General features: G+C 65.3%; 11 protein-coding genes. All 11 read right to left on the reverse strand.

All coding sequences use genetic code 11. The features are described from left to right. Positions 1-2 precede the first annotated feature (2 nt). Complete coding sequence (locus CIK75_RS08320) at positions 3-1,010, reverse strand: UDP-phosphate glycosyltransferase (RefSeq protein ID WP_241895366.1); 1,008 nt, start codon at positions 1,008-1,010, stop codon at positions 3-5. After that, entirely contained in the window at positions 1,010-2,830 is a 1,821-nt protein-coding gene (locus CIK75_RS08325; RefSeq protein ID WP_096223599.1) for a nucleoside-diphosphate sugar epimerase/dehydratase, read from the reverse strand. Before CIK75_RS08325 ends, CIK75_RS08320 begins: the two co-directional genes overlap by 1 nt. Positions 2,831-2,942: 112 nt before the next feature. Then, a complete protein-coding gene (locus tag CIK75_RS08330) occupies positions 2,943-3,722 on the reverse strand; it encodes an L-threonylcarbamoyladenylate synthase (protein WP_096223679.1) in 780 nt (259 codons plus the stop codon). Further along, positions 3,706-4,611 (reverse strand): peptide chain release factor N(5)-glutamine methyltransferase, encoded by a 906-nt coding sequence (prmC, locus tag CIK75_RS08335; RefSeq protein ID WP_096223600.1) that lies wholly within the window; start codon positions 4,609-4,611, stop codon positions 3,706-3,708. The genes CIK75_RS08330 and prmC overlap by 17 nt, the downstream gene beginning before the upstream one ends. Positions 4,612-4,618: 7 nt before the next feature. Next, positions 4,619-5,701 (reverse strand): peptide chain release factor 1, encoded by a 1,083-nt coding sequence (gene prfA, locus CIK75_RS08340; RefSeq protein ID WP_086998911.1) that lies wholly within the window; start codon positions 5,699-5,701, stop codon positions 4,619-4,621. Between the two features lie 149 nt (positions 5,702-5,850). Continuing rightward, positions 5,851-8,001, reverse strand: coding sequence for a transcription termination factor Rho (rho, locus tag CIK75_RS08345; protein WP_086998949.1), 2,151 nt, complete (start codon positions 7,999-8,001; stop codon positions 5,851-5,853). Between the two features lie 314 nt (positions 8,002-8,315). Further along, positions 8,316-9,332 carry a homoserine kinase gene (gene thrB / locus CIK75_RS08350; RefSeq protein WP_086998908.1) on the reverse strand — a complete coding sequence of 339 codons (1,017 nt, stop codon included), beginning with the start codon at positions 9,330-9,332 and terminating at the stop codon, positions 8,316-8,318. Between the two features lie 3 nt (positions 9,333-9,335). After that, positions 9,336-10,436 carry a threonine synthase gene (gene thrC / locus CIK75_RS08355; protein WP_086998906.1) on the reverse strand — a complete coding sequence of 367 codons (1,101 nt, stop codon included), beginning with the start codon at positions 10,434-10,436 and terminating at the stop codon, positions 9,336-9,338. Further along, positions 10,437-11,744: a homoserine dehydrogenase gene (locus tag CIK75_RS08360; protein WP_096223601.1), complete on the reverse strand. Its 1,308-nt coding sequence runs from the start codon at positions 11,742-11,744 to the stop codon at positions 10,437-10,439. Positions 11,745-11,751: 7 nt separating this feature from the next. After that, positions 11,752-13,170 carry a diaminopimelate decarboxylase gene (gene lysA / locus CIK75_RS08365; RefSeq protein WP_086998900.1) on the reverse strand — a complete coding sequence of 473 codons (1,419 nt, stop codon included), beginning with the start codon at positions 13,168-13,170 and terminating at the stop codon, positions 11,752-11,754. A 2-nt stretch (positions 13,171-13,172) separates the two neighbouring features. Then, positions 13,173-14,813: an arginine--tRNA ligase gene (gene argS / locus CIK75_RS08370; protein ID WP_096223602.1), complete on the reverse strand. Its 1,641-nt coding sequence runs from the start codon at positions 14,811-14,813 to the stop codon at positions 13,173-13,175. Between the last annotated feature and the right edge of the window lie 7 nt (positions 14,814-14,820).

Consider the following 14,820-nt stretch of genomic DNA (forward strand, 5'->3'; position numbering starts at 1 on the left):
GGCTAGGCCGCGACGTTGCCGCGCAGTCGCCCGATCCAGGCAGGACTCGAGAGATACAGAAACACCACGAACAAGATGAAGACGCCCCACAGGTACTGTCCCACCCCGTTCGACGGCACGGCCAGCATGGCACCACCGGCGCATAGCGCGGTCGCGGCGGCCACCATCAGGGACGAGCCGAGATGGCTCAGACCGACGTCGGTCAGTCGTTGGTAGACGTGCTGTCGGTGGGCGGCATACCAGCGTTCCCCGCCGCGGATCCTGACCAAAAGGGTGTACCCGGTATCCGCCAGGTAGATGACCACTGGTCCCAGCAGGTAACCGGCTTCCATTCCGTTCAGGAAGGCGGCAGCACCCAATGCCGCCAATGAGCCGCCCAGCAGGTAACTTCCCACGTCCCCGAGGAAGACATGTCCCCGCCCCAGATTCCAGGGGAGGAAGGAGGCGAAGGCCGCGGCAACGACCAGCGAGGGGGCGATCAGCCAGGTCTGGTTGTCGATGGCCCCGGCGCCGGCGAAGAAGAGTCCGACCACCATCCCGTGCAGTCCGCTGATCCCATTGATGCCATCCATGAAATTGGCAACGTTGATATAGGCGCTCAAGGCCAGCGCTCCGACGAGGATCCACCACCAGGAGCTGCCGGTGAGGATGACCATCGCCGTCGTACCCAGGGCACCGATGATCAATTGCAGGGAGAATCGCCACCCCACCGATACCCCGCGGTAGTCCTCCACCCAGCCCAGGATCGCAGCAGCGAGGGCAACCCCGGCCACGACGGGGAGCAGTCCCCCCGAGGGATTATCTGCGGTGAACCAGATGATCGAAAATCCGAGCATGATGGCCACCGTGATGGTCAGCCCCAGTCCGCGCACCGCGGTGATGGTATGCGAGGAACGGTCGTTGGGTACGTCGATGACCCCCAGTCGCTTCAGCAGCGGTATGAGGGCAAAAGGCAGCAGAGCGCCGGCAAGGAACGCAGCGATCATGGCCACGATGGCTGTTCCGGGCACTAGACGGCGCCTTGGCTGCCCGGCGCCGGCGCGTCGGTGAGGCCCTGACGGTGTTTCCACTCCCCCAGGTCCATCACTGCTGGATCCAAGACGTCGATATGGGCGTGGGAGATCTTCGGGTGCAGCGGGCGTTCGTCGCCTTCACCTTCGCCGATGAGGTCCTCGTGCAGCTTCTCTCCTGGACGCAGGCCGGTGATGACGATTTCCACGTCCTTGCCGCTGAGCTGGATCATATGCTCGGCGACATCGAGGATGCGTACCGCCTTGCCCATGTCCAGGATCATCACTTCCCCGCCGCGACCGATGGCGCCGGCCTGAATGACCAGCTGGCAGGCTTCGGGAATGGTCATGAAGAACCGAGTGGCCTCCGGGTCGGTGACGGTGACCGGGCCGCCCTTGAGGATCTGCTCGGTGAACAACGGCAGCACGGACCCGCGGCTGCCCAAAACGTTGCCAAAGCGGACGGAAACGTATTTGCAACCGGTTTCCTCGCCCATCCAGGCGGTGAGCTTTTCGGCGACGCGCTTGGAGTGGCCCAATGCCGTGGTGGGGTTGGCTGCCTTATCGGTGGAGATGTTGACATAGGTGTCCACGTTGGCTGCCCGTGCCGCGTTGAGCACGTTCAGGCTACCGAGCACGTTGGTCTTCCAGGCTTCCTCCGGGTACTGCTCCAAAAGCGAGACGTGTTTGAGCGCCGCGGTGTGGAAGACGACCTCCGGCTTGCGGTCCACAAAGATCCCGGTGAGGGTTTCGGCGTCGCGGATATCGGCCAGCACCGTGTCCTGCCCATTGAGCAGGCCTCGACCGGTCAGGGAGATCTGGGTGGTCTGCAGACCGGTTTCATCCCGGTCGAGCATGATCAGTTCGGCCGGCGAGTACATGCTGATCTGGCGGCAGAGCTCGGAGCCGATGGATCCACCGGCACCAGTGACCAACACCCGTTTGCCGGTGACGTAGCCGGCGATCTCGTCCACATGAATATCCACCGGATGACGGCCGATCAGATCCTCGATATCGACCTCCCGGAACGAGAATTCGTGCCCCCCGGTCAGCATGTCGCGCAGCGGAGGAACCACCAGGACCTTCAGGCCCAGCGAATGCCCCAGGTCGCTGATCTCCCGGATGGTCACGGCATCCATATTGGCCATGGCCAGCAGGATCACCGTGGCCCGGGTGCGCCGGACGATGTCGGGGATATCTTCCCTGCGGCCCAGCACCGGGACGGAGGAGATGCGCAAGTGCTTCTTGCCCGGGTCGTCGTCGATCAGCCCGACGGGCTGCCAGGGTGAGAGCCGGTCGTTGCTCATCCGGGTCACGATGGAGGTGCCCACGAACCCTGCCCCGTAGATCAGCGTGCGTTCGGCGTGGTCCCCTGGTTTGGTTTTGCTTTCCACGTGCATGCGTTTGGCGTAGCGGATTGCTGCCATGAAGATGCAGGCGAAGGGGAAGGCGATCAGGCCGATGCCGCGGGCGATCTGCATCGGGATGCCCGCGAAGAGCAAGACGATGGTCAGGATCACCGAGACCGTGACGGTGACGATCACCAGCAGTTTGGCTTCGTGGAAGGACCCGAAGCTATAGCGGCCCCGGTAGAGCGAGAGGGCGGTGCCGATGATGAGCTGGCTGACGATGGCCACGGCGGCGATGATGGCGACGCCGTCGATCTTTGCCGGGTCGAAGGTCATTTCGTAGCGCAGGATCATGGCGATGATGATCGCGATGACCCAGGCCACGGCGTCGAGCAGGAATTGCGAACCGAGCCAGAGGATCCGGTCGCTACTGGCGGTTTTGGGTAGATCGGGGCTTTGCCTGGTGCTCATGTGTTCGCGACGCTCAGGTCTGTGCTCCTCGTCAATGGTCCGGTGTCCCGGCAGGTGCCGCGGTGGGCGGCACCCGAAATCTTGGGTCGTACGTGCGGTAGGTCCCGCGGTCCTAGGCGGTGGCCGACGGCGTGCCGGGTTCCCCGGCGTCGTCGTCCTCCTTCAGTTCTACACCAGAACCTTCGGGTTCGGCTTGAACGTTGGCCGCGTCGGGCCCTGACTCGTCGATACCGAGCAAGGAGGGGACCCTTTCGCGCAGTTCCGCCAGGCTCAAGGCCCCCTGGCGCACCACGCGCAGGACATCTCCGGTGCAATCAACAATGGTCGAGGGCAACGAGGATGTTTCCAGGCCTTCCTGCTCTGGAGGCCGTGGCCCCTCATCCAAGTAGACGGAGACCGATTCTCCGAGCATTTCCTCGGCTTCGGCAGCCGTGGTCGCGGCCGGCTGGCCCGACCGGTTGGCGCTGGAGACCGCCAGCGGGCCGGTTTCCTTCAGCAGGTCCCGGGCCACCGAATCGTCGGGGATCCGCAGGGCCACGGTGCCGCGGGTATCGCCCAGATCCCAGGACAGGCTCGGCTGGCTGCGCAGGATCAAGGTCAGTGCGCCGGGCCAGAAAAAGTTGGCCAGCAGCCGGGCGTCCTCGGGGACCTCGGCGGCCAGACCGTCCATGGTCCCCACCCGGGCGATGAGCACCGGTGGCGGCATGTTCCGTCCCCGGCCCTTGGCGGCCAGCAAGGTGGCCACCGCCTGTGCCGAAAAGGCGTCGGCGGCGATCCCGTAGACGGTGTCCGTGGGCATCACGATGCACTGTTTGGCCGTGATGGCCGTCTGTGCGGCGGCGATTCCTTCGGAGCGGGCGGGTTCGGTGGTGCAGTCAAAGCGTTCGGTCACGGGGTCCATTCTTCCATGTCGATCCGGCGGGGACGGCGGTCTCGGCCAGGTAGGCGGCTGTCACCCGGTCGGCGTCGTTGAGGTCACGATGGCCGATGACATCACGCCATCGACCGCTTTGGGCGAAGAGTTCCAGCATCGATGGTGCCTGGACTTCAGCGTGTTCCAGGGCCAGGTAACCGCCGGAAACCAGCAGGCGGGCCCCCGTGGCGATCACCGCCCGCGGCAGGTCCAATCCGTCGTCCCCTCCCCCATACAGGGCCAGCTCGGGATCGTGGTCACGGACCTCGGGGTCCCGTGGGATGGCGCCGGGCGGAATATAGGGCGGATTCGAAACGACGATGTCGAAGGTCCCGCCCTGGGGCGCCAGGGCGGTGCGCAGATCCTCGGCGAGCAGGGTGACACCGTGCGGTGCTGTGTTGCGCTGCGCCCACGGAAAGGCTTCGTCGCTGAGTTCGACGGCGAAGACCTCGGATCCGGGGACTTCGCTGGCCACCGAGGCGGCGATCGCCCCGGAACCGGTTCCCAGGTCCACGACCCTCACGCTGCCCTGTTCGGCCAGCACGGCCCGGGCCCGGTCGATGGCCAATTGGGCCAGGAGTTCGGTTTCGGGGCGCGGAATGAAGACGCCGGGCCCCACCGCCAATTCCAGGTGACGGAAATAGGCGATACCGGTCAGATGCTGCAACGGGATCCGTTGGGCCCTGCGGGCCACCAGTTCCTCATAGCCTTCGGGCGTCGGCGCCCCCGCCAGGGCCATTGCCAAGACACGCCCGCGCGAAACCGACAACAGGTGGGCGGCCAGCAGTTCGGCATCGGCACGTGGAGAAGGGACACCGGCGTCGCGCAGTTGTCCCACCGCCGTGCGCAGTGCCTGCTCCAATTCCACCGGAACCCTACTTCTGGTCGTCGCCGATGGCGTCCAGACGGGCCTGTTCGTCCATTTCGATGCAGGAGTTGATCAGCGGCTCCAATTCGCCGTTCATCACATGGTCGAGGTTATAGGCCTTATAGCCGGTCCTGTGGTCGGCAATCCGGTTTTCCGGGTAGTTATAGGTGCGGATGCGTTCCGAACGGTCCATGGTGCGCACCTGTGACTTGCGGACCTCGGAGTTCTCCGCGTCGATCTGTTCCTGCTGGTGGGCCAGCAGACGCGAACGGAGCACGCGCATGGCGGCCTCACGGTTCTGGATTTGGGACTTCTCGTTCTGCATGGCCACCACGATCCCGGTGGGCAGGTGGGTCAGACGTACCGCCGAGTCCGTGGTGTTCACGCTCTGGCCACCGGGACCCGAGGAGCGGTAGACATCGACTTTGAGGTCATTGGGGTGAAGGTCCACTTCCTCCGGCTCGTCGACCTCGGGCAGCACCAGTACGCCGGCGGCCGAGGTATGGATTCGCCCCTGGGATTCGGTGACGGGCACCCGCTGGACGCGGTGCACCCCTCCTTCAAATTTCAGGTGGGCGTAGACGCCCTGGGCCGGGTCGTTGGATTTGCCCTTGATCGCCATCTGGGCGTCCTTATAGCCGCCGAGATCGGATTCGTTGAAGGAGATGAGCTCCGTCTTCCACCCCATATGTTCGGCATAGCGGGTGTACATCCGCAGCAGGTCTGCGGCGAAAAGTGCTGCCTCGTCGCCGCCTTCACCGCCCTTGACTTCGAGGATCACGTCACGCGAGTCGTTGGGGTCCCGCGGGATCAGCAGGCGGCGCAGCTTTTCCTCGGCTACCGGCAGTTCGGCCTCCAGCGAGGTCACCTCATCGGCGAATTCGGCATCTTCGTCGGCCATCTCACGGGCAGCCTCGAGGTCTTCGGTGATCTGGACGTAACGCTGATGCGCTTCCACGATGCCGTTGAGCTGGGCACTGCGGCGGCCTAGTTTCCGGGCCTCGGCTTGGTCCTGATAGACGGCAGGGTCGCTCAGTCGCGCCTGAAGTTCGGCGTGCTCGTCGAGCAGGGACTGGATGGACTCGAACATGGCTGTACTTCTTTCTCGGCACCACTGGCGGTTGCGGGTTCTGTGTGGGCACCAGTCTAGGGACGAACGGGCCTTCTCTGGGGCTTAACGCATAACGCCCGGCCCGGTCCACGCACGATGGCGGGACCGGATCCGGGCGGTACGGGTAGCTAGGAGTCGGACTTGGACCCGAGGGTCGTCTTGGACACCAGCATCAGGAATTCCGCGTTGGACTGCGTTTCGCGGATCTTGGAGGTGAGGAGCTCCAACGCCTGCTGCGTCTCCAGGCCGGAGAGCACACGGCGCAGACGCCACATGATCTTGATCTCCTCGGGCGAGAGCAGGTTCTCCTCGCGACGAGTGCTCGATTCGCGGACGTCCACTGCGGGGAAGATCCGCTTATCCGCCAGCTGGCGGGACAGGCGCAACTCCATGTTGCCGGTTCCCTTGAACTCCTCGAAGATGACCTCGTCCATTTTGGAGCCGGTTTCCACCAGTGCGGTGGCCAGGATCGTCAGCGAGCCGCCGTTCTCGATGTTGCGGGCGGCACCGAAGAAGCGCTTCGGCGGGTACAGGGCCGCCGAGTCGACACCACCGGAAAGGATCCGGCCCGACGCCGGGGCGCTGAGGTTGTAGGCACGGCCCAGGCGGGTCATCGAGTCCAACAGGACGACGACGTCCATCCCCATTTCCACGAGGCGCTTGGCGCGTTCGATGGCCAGTTCGGCCACCGTGGTGTGATCGTCGGCGGGGCGGTCGAAGGTCGAGGCAACAACCTCGCCCTTCACCGTGCGCTGCATATCGGTCACTTCTTCGGGGCGCTCGTCCACGAGCACCATCATGAGGTGGACCTCGGGGTTGTTCACCGTGATGGCGTTGGCGATCGACTGCAGGATCAGCGTCTTACCGGCCTTCGGCGGCGAGACGATCAGGCCACGCTGGCCCTTACCGATCGGGGCGACCAGGTCGATCACGCGGGGCCCGACGAGCTTGGCCTCGGTCTCCAAGCGCAAACGCTCGGAGGGGTAGAGCGGGACGAGCTTATTGAACTCGACCCGGTCCTTGTTTTCCTCGACCGGCTTGCCGTTCACCGTTGTCAGCTTCACCAGGGCATTGAACTTCGCCCGCTGGTTGCCCGAGTTGTTGTTGTTCTCGCCGTCGCGTGGGGCGCGGATGGCGCCAACAACGGCGTCGCCCTTGCGCAGGTTGTGTCGCTTGACCTGGTTCAGCGAGACGTAGACGTCGTTGGGTCCTGGCAGGTAGCCGGAGGTGCGCACGAAAGCGTAGTTCTCCAGGACGTCCAGGATCCCGGCCACCGGCAGCAGGACATCGTCCTCGGTGACCTCGGTGTCATCGACCTCGGGCTGATTGCGGTTGCGTCCGCGACGGTTGTTCCGGTCGTTACGATCATTGCGGTCGTTGCGATTGCGGTTGCGGTCGCGGCGGTTGTTGCGCCCGCTGCGGTCGTTGGAGTCATTGTCCCGGCGGTTGTCGTTATCCCGGCGGTTGTTGTTATCGCGCTGGTTGTCCTGCTGGTTGTCCCGGCGGTTGTTATTGTCCTGCTGGTTGTCCCGGCGGTTGTTATTGTCCCGCTGGTTCTCCTGCTGGTCGTTCCGGCCCGCATCATTCTGCTGGCTCTTCTGGTTCTCTTCGCGGTGTGTCTCGCGGGAGTCAGAGGAGTTTCCGGAATCGTTGTTGTCGCGGCGGTTGCGTGAACGACGGTTACGCGAACGGTCGTTCCCGCGGTCCTGGCGTTCGTCCGTGTGACCCGAGGACTGCGAACCTTCGTGCTGCTGGCCGTCATCCTGGTTTGAAGCCTGTGGGGCCTCGTTGCCTTCAACGGTCTCGGGGGAACGGCGTGAGCCGCGGCCTCGACGCTGGTTGGAGCCGGACTCGTTGGAGCTCTCGGTATCGGCTTGAGGGGTGGAGGCGGCCGGCGTCGAATCCTTCGACTCGGTCGGCGTGCTCGCCCCGTCGCTGCTGGCCCGACGGCTGCGCCCACGGCCACGGGCCGGGCGCTCCTCGGAATCGCTCTGCGGGGCAGCCTCTACCGGCGCCTTCTCGGCGGTCTTCGCCTTCTTGGCGGAGCCATCCTCGGATCCGGTCTTCGGGGTCTTTTCGCGGTCCGCGACGGAGCCGCCGCGCTGGTGGTTCGAGATGGCGGTGACCAGGTCACCCTTGCGCATCCGCGATCCGCCGGTGATCCCCAGTTGTGACGCCAACGCCTGGAGCTGGGCGAGCTTGAGCCCGGCCAATCCGGCGTTCTGTGGTGCCGTCGACGTTTCTTCCACGCCTGCGGTCAGGCTGGTGGTTTCGGTCACGAAGGTTCCTTCCCCCTCGTCGGGCGGATCATATCGGAACGATCCGCTGGGTTGTCTTCCGGTACTCCGCTTCAGATGCGGGCCGGCTGCGGACATATCGACAAACGCCGATAGTGCCCTGAAGCATTCATCCTGTGTGGTGGCCGCCGGTTCCCCGGCAATCGAGGCACGGCCAGCATGAAAGCCGCACACGGTCTGCTGCGGGTCGACACAGGGGAACCGTAAAAATGGAGTTCGCGAAGTGCACGATCCGTGCGTTCCCCGATCCCGATGGTGACCAAATGTCTCCGTCGCGGATGGCGGGGGTATTACCGCTAGTGCGACTCCACTCTAACACCCGTGAGGTCGATGCCGGGCATCAGGACACGCCACGTCACGGCGGTGGACACCGATTCGGGGTTGCGCCCTGCCGCCCCGGCAGCGGAAATGAGTTCGACGACGGTATCGGCTTCCTCAGCCGACGTCGCCAGAACGAGCACCGTGGGGCCGGCACCGGAAACCACTGCCGCATGCCCTGCGGCACGCAGTCGCGAGATCAGTTCGGCCGAGGCGGGCATCGCCGGGGCCCGTTGATCCTGGTGGAGCCGGTCCTCGGTGGCCGTCAGCAACAGCTCCGGGTGACCCGCGAGGGCGTGGACCAACAGCCCCACATGGGCTCCATTCGCCGCGGCAACACCGTGTGCGACGGTTCCGGGCAGCAGCGAACGGGCCATGCGGGTGGAAAGCTCGGTGTCGGGGATCGCCACGACCGGCAGGATCGAGGCGTCCAACTCCAACGCCGTGCTGCTGGCCCCGTGCCCGTCCTGCAGCGATAAGGTCAGGGCCCCATATACCGCCGGGGCCACATTATCCGGGTGGCCTTCCAGCCGGGCGGCGGCGGCAAAAAGCGGTTCGCGCTCGATGAGGTCACGGCGCAGGGTCTCGGGCAGCAGGGCATCGGCCGCTGCCAGCCCCGAGACGATGGCCGCCGCAGAGGAACCCAGCCCCCGGCCGTGCGGGATCACGTTATGCGCGTGCAGCCGCAGTCCCGCCGGCGCGGCGCCGGCATCGGCCCAGCGGGCGAGGATGGTGCGGGCCACCAGGTGGTGGGCATCGGTGGGCAGGCATCCAGCCCCCTCCCCCTCAATATCGACCTTGACCCCGGTTTCCGCCGTCGTGGTGACCGTCAAGGTATCGCGTAGACCCAAGGCCAACCCGAGGCAGTCATAACCCGGCCCCAGATTGGCGGTGGTCCCGGGCACCGAGACTTTCACGCGCTGGCCGGGGGCGATCACCGGGCCCTGGACCCGTGCCTGGGGAACGGGAACGCCCGGGGAATTGGTGCGGTCCATTCTTCAGGCCAGGCCGAGGGCGTCGGCCACTGCGACGACATCGAAGTCCACCTTGGTGGGGGTGACGTCCGAGCCGTCCGCATTGCGCAGCGCCCATTGCGGATCCTTGAGTCCGTGACCGGTGACCGTGATGACGATCTTCTTGCCTGCCGGAACGTTCCCGGCGGCGTGGTGCTTCAGCAGCCCGGCGACCCCGGCTGCGGAAGCCGGTTCGACGAACACCCCTTCCTTGGCCGAGAGCCAGCGGTGGGCATCGAGGATTTCCTCGTCGCTGACGGCATCGATCATGCCGCCTGATTCATCGCGGGCGGCTTCGGCCTGGGCCCAGGAGGCGGGGTTGCCGATCCGGATCGCAGTGGCGATCGTATCGGGTTCGGTGATCGGGTGACCGGCGACGATGGGGGCCGAGCCGGCAGCCTGGAAACCCCACATGATCGGCCGTTTGGTGGCCACGGGGGCCAATGTGCCTGCGGTGGCGGATGCGTAGGGCTCGGAGTACTCCTGGTAGCCCTTCCAGTAGGCGGTGATGTTCCCGGCGTTGCCCACGGGCAACAGGTGGTAATCCGGGGCATCTCCCAGGAAGTCGACCACTTCGAAGGCACCGGTCTTCTGGCCTTCGATGCGTGCAGGGTTCACCGAGTTCACCAGGAATACCGGATAGTTCTCGCTCAATTTGCGGGCCACGTCCAAGCAGTTATCAAAGTTGCCGTTGACCTGCAGGAGTTCGGCACCGTGGGCGATGGCTTGGGAGAGCTTGCCCATGGCGATTTTGCCGTCGGGGACCAGCACGGCGCAGGTGATGCCCGCCTGGGTGGCGTAGGCGGCAGCGGAGGCCGAGGTGTTGCCGGTGGAGGCGCACACGACGGCCTGGGCGCCGGAAGCCACGGCAGCGGTCATGGCCATGGTCATCCCGCGGTCCTTGAAGGAGCCGGTGGGATTCATCCCCTCGACCTTCAGGTACACCTCGGAGCCGGTGAGTTCGGAGAGGGCCGGGGCAAAGACCAGCGGGGTGCCGCCCTCCCCCAGGGTGATCACCCGGGTGGACTCGTCCACGGGCAGTCGGGATGCGTATTCGCGGATAACACCGCGCCACTGGTGGGCCACTTAGTTTCCTTCGACTCTGAGTACGGACGTCACGGCGGTGACGACGCTGAGTTCCTTGATATCTGCCACGGTGGCGGCCAACGCCGCTTCGCTGCCACGGTGGGTGACGAAGCGTAGCGAGGCCGAGCCGGGGGCATCCCCCTCGACGTCCTCGGGGCTTTGGCGCATGGTTTCGATGGACACCTTGTGGTCGGTAAAGATCTTCGCGATCTTGGCCAGCACGCCGGTCTTATCACTCACCTGTAGACCGATGCTGTAGCTGGTCCGCACCGCGTCGATGGGAAGGGCCTTGACCTGGCCCACGGTGGCTTCGGTGCGTCCGGGGCCACCCAGGACGACGCGTCGGGCCGCGGAGACCACATCGCCGACGACTGCGGAAGCCGTGGGTCGTCCACCGGCGCCCTGGCCGTAAAACATCAGTTCGCCGGCGTTGTCTGCCTCAACGAACACGGCGTTGAAGGCCCCGTGCACGGCAGCCAGCGGGTGGACGCGCGGAATCAGGGTCGAGTGGACCCTGACCCCGACGCCCTCGGTCCCGCTACCATTGCCCAGCCGTTCGGCGATCGCCAAGAGTTTGATGACCATTCCCTGTTCGCGGGCGGCGGCGACGTCTTCGGCGGTGACGGAGGTGATGCCCTCGCAGTCCACATCGTCCAGGTCGAAGGGGGCGTGGAAGGACAGGGTCGCCAGGATCGCTGCCTTCGAGGCGGCGTCATGGCCTTCGATGTCCGCCGTCGGGTCGGCTTCGGCATAACCGAGTTCCTTGGCCTTGGTCAAGGCATCGTCGAAGGCCGCGCCGGTGGTGTCCATCGCGTCGAGAATGTAGTTGGTGGTCCCGTTGACGATGCCCATGACCTTGGTGATCCGGTCACCGGCCAAGGAATCGCGGATGGGCCGCAGGATCGGGATCGCACCGGCCACGGCTGCCTCGTAGGAGAGCTGGACACCGGCTTCATTGGCTCGGGCGGCAAGTCCTGGCAAGTCCTTGGCCAGCAGCGCCTTATTCCCGGTGACCACGGTGGCTCCGCCATCGATGGCCCGGCGGATCAAGGAGGCTGCCGGTTCCAGACCGCCCATGAGCTCGATGACGATATCAGCGGAGTCCACCAGTGCCTCGGCATCGGTGGTGAACAGCCCTGCGGGCAATTCAACATCGCGCGGCGCCTCGAGGTTGCGCACGGCGATGCCTGCTAGTTCCAGTTCAGCCCCGGTCCGTTCGGCAAGCACTGCGGCGTCGTCCAGCAAAATCCTGGCGACTTGCGAACCGACATTGCCGCAGCCGAGGAGGGCCACCTTGAGTTTTTTCACGTGTTACCTACGCTCCCATGTCACGGGCCAACAAATCGTCTTCGGTTTCCCTGCGGATGATGACGCGGGCGACACCGCCACGAATGGCGATCACCGCGGGCCGGCCCAGGTAGTTGTAATTACTGGCCAAAGCCCAGCAATACGCACCGGTTCCAGGGACCGCGAGGAGGTCGCCCGCCGCGACGTCGTCCGGCAGGTAAACATCCCGGACGACTATGTCACCACTTTCACAGTGTTTTCCAACCACACGGGACATAATCGGTTCGGCATCCGTCACACGCGAGGCGAGCACCGCACTGTAGTCAGCCTCGTAGAGGACCGGGCGGGCATTGTCGCTCATCCCACCATCGACCGAAACGTAGCGTCGGGGCAGTGTGCCGTTCCCGTCCTCGACCTGAACGGTCTTGCGCACTCCGGTCTCGTAGAGGGTGAAGGTACTCGGTCCGGCGATCGCTCGTCCGGGTTCGATGGAGATCCGTGGGACCGCCAACCCCAACACAGTGGCTTCTTCGTCGACGACGGCGGCCATGGCCCGGGCCAGTTCGGCGGGCTCCCGCGGGGTATCCGCTTCGGTATAGGCGATCCCGTAGCCACCGCCCAGGTCCAGCTCGGGCAGTTCCACCCCGTGTCGATCCCGGATGGCGCCCAGGAAGCCGAGCATGGTGCGGGCGGCGATTTCAAACCCTTCGGCTTCGAAGATCTGCGAGCCGATATGGGCGTGGACGCCCAACAGGTTCACTTCAGCTGCCTCCAGTGCCCGAGCCACGGCCACCGCTGCCGGCGAACTACCGGTCGCATCGGGGACCATCGACAGACCAAATTTCTGGTCCTCATGGGCGGTGGCAATAAATTCGTGGGTACTGGCATGGACCCCCGGGGTCAGCCGGAGCATCACGTTGGCGATGGCACCCTGCGTGCCGGCGATCAAGATGATGCGTTCGAGCTCATCCTGGCTGTCCACCACGATGCGGCCCAACCCCATCTCCAGGGCGGTGCCGATCTCAGCGGCGGATTTGTTGTTCCCATGCAGGGACAGGTTCGCCGCCGGCACTCCGGCGCGCCGAGCCACCGCCAGTTCGCCGCCCGAACAGGTGTCCAGCCGCAGGCCTTCCTCGGTCACCCAGCGGGCCACCTCGATGCTCAGGAACGCCTTGCCGGCATAGTAGACGTCGACCCCGCCGCAGAGTTCGGCGAAAGCGGAGTCGAAGGCGTCACGAAAGCCGGCGGCACGGGCCCGGAAGTCGTCCTCGTCCAGCACGAAGAGGGCGGTACCGTATGCGCGGGCCAGCTCGGAGACGCGCAGGCCCTGCACGGCCAGTTCGCCGTCCTCGGTGCGGGCCACCCCGGCGGCCCATTGGACCCGGCGCAACTCGTTGATGTCCCTCGGGTAGCTCAACCAGTCGGGAGCCAGATTCGATGCGGCCACGGTTACATCTTCTCCGGTGCCGAAACGCCCAACAGGTCCAATCCGTTGGCGAGCACCTGGGTGGTGGCGTCGTTGAGCCACAGGCGGGTGCGGTTGATGTCCTCGACCGGTCCGTCGGCCAACGGGGTGATGCGGGCCGCCGCATACCAGCGGTGGTAGGCCCCGGCCAGCGATTCGAGGTAGCGCGCCACACGGTGCGGTTCCCGGAACGAAGCCGCCTGACCCACCACCGAAGGGAACTGCCCCAGCATGGCCAGCAGGTCGTTCTCGGTCGCGTGGGTGAGCAGGCCGGCATCGAATCCAGTGCGTTCCACACCCTTGGCCACGGCATTTCGGGCCGCGGCGCAGGACCGTGCATGGGCGTACTGGACGTAGAACACCGGATTGTCGTTGGTGTTCTTCTTGAGCAGCTCGGGATCCAACGCCATCGGCGAATCTGCCGGGTAGCGCCCCAGCGAGTAACGCAAGGCATCAGCCCCGAGCCAGTTGATCAGGTCCCGCAGCTCGATGATATTGCCCGCGCGCTTGGAGAGCTTGGCGCCGTTGACGGAGATCAGCTGCCCGATCAGGATCTCGATGTTGTGGTCCGGGTCGTCACCGGCACAGGCGGCAATGGCACGCAGACGCGAAACGTAGCCGTGGTGGTCGGCGCCGAGCAGGTAGATCTTCTCGTCGTAGCCGCGGTCCTTCTTCGAGAGGTAATAGGCGGCGTCTGCGGCGAAATAGGTGGGTTCGCCGTTGGCCCGGACCATCACCCGGTTTTTGTCATCTCCGAAATCGGTGGTGCGCAACCACACGGCGCCGTCCAGGTCCTCCACATGGCCCTGTTCGCGCAAACGCGCCACTGCGGCCTCGACGGCACCTTCGGAATGCAACTGCTGCTCGGAGAAGAACACGTCGAAGCTGACCCCAAAGTCCTTCAAGGTTTCCTTGATGTCCTTGAGTTGGGCCGCATAGGCCAACTCCCGCACCACGGGAAGTGCTGCCTCCTCGGTCAGTTCACGGATCCGCGGGTGCTCGGTAGCGACCTGAGCCGCCAGCTCGGCGATGTATTCACCCGGATAGCCACCCTCGGGCACCGGCAGGTCATGCAGGCGGTTGTAGACCGAACGCGCGAAGACATTCATCTGCTTGCCGGCGTCGTTGATGTAGTACTCGCGCGTCACCTCGGCCCCACTGGCCTTGAGCACGCGGGCGATCGAGTCGCCCAACGCGGCCCAGCGGGTATGCCCGATATGCAGCGGACCGGTGGGATTCGCCGAAACGAATTCCATGTTCACCACATGCCCGACCAAGGTCTCGTTTGAGCCGTAGGCGGCCCCGGCCTCGACGATCGATTTGGCCAGCTCGCCGGCGGCAGCAGCGTCGAGGGTGATGTTCAGGAAACCGGGCCCGGCGATGTCGACGGAGGCGACCCCGGGGATCGAGACCAGGCGTTCGCGCAATAAACCGGCGAACTCGCGCGGGTTCATACCGGCCTTTTTTCCCAGCTGCAGGGCGATGTTGGTGGCCCAGTCACCGTGGTCACGGCTCTTGGGTCGTTCCACCCGCACTTCGTCGGGCACATCGACGGTGAATTCACCGGCGGCAACGGCTTCGCGCAGGCAGGCGGAAATGGCGAGGGAGAGTTCTTCAGGAGTCACCCACCAA

Source organism: Glutamicibacter sp. BW78 (genome assembly GCF_002332245.1).
Lineage (GTDB): Bacteria > Actinomycetota > Actinomycetes > Actinomycetales > Micrococcaceae > Arthrobacter_H > Arthrobacter_H rhombi_A.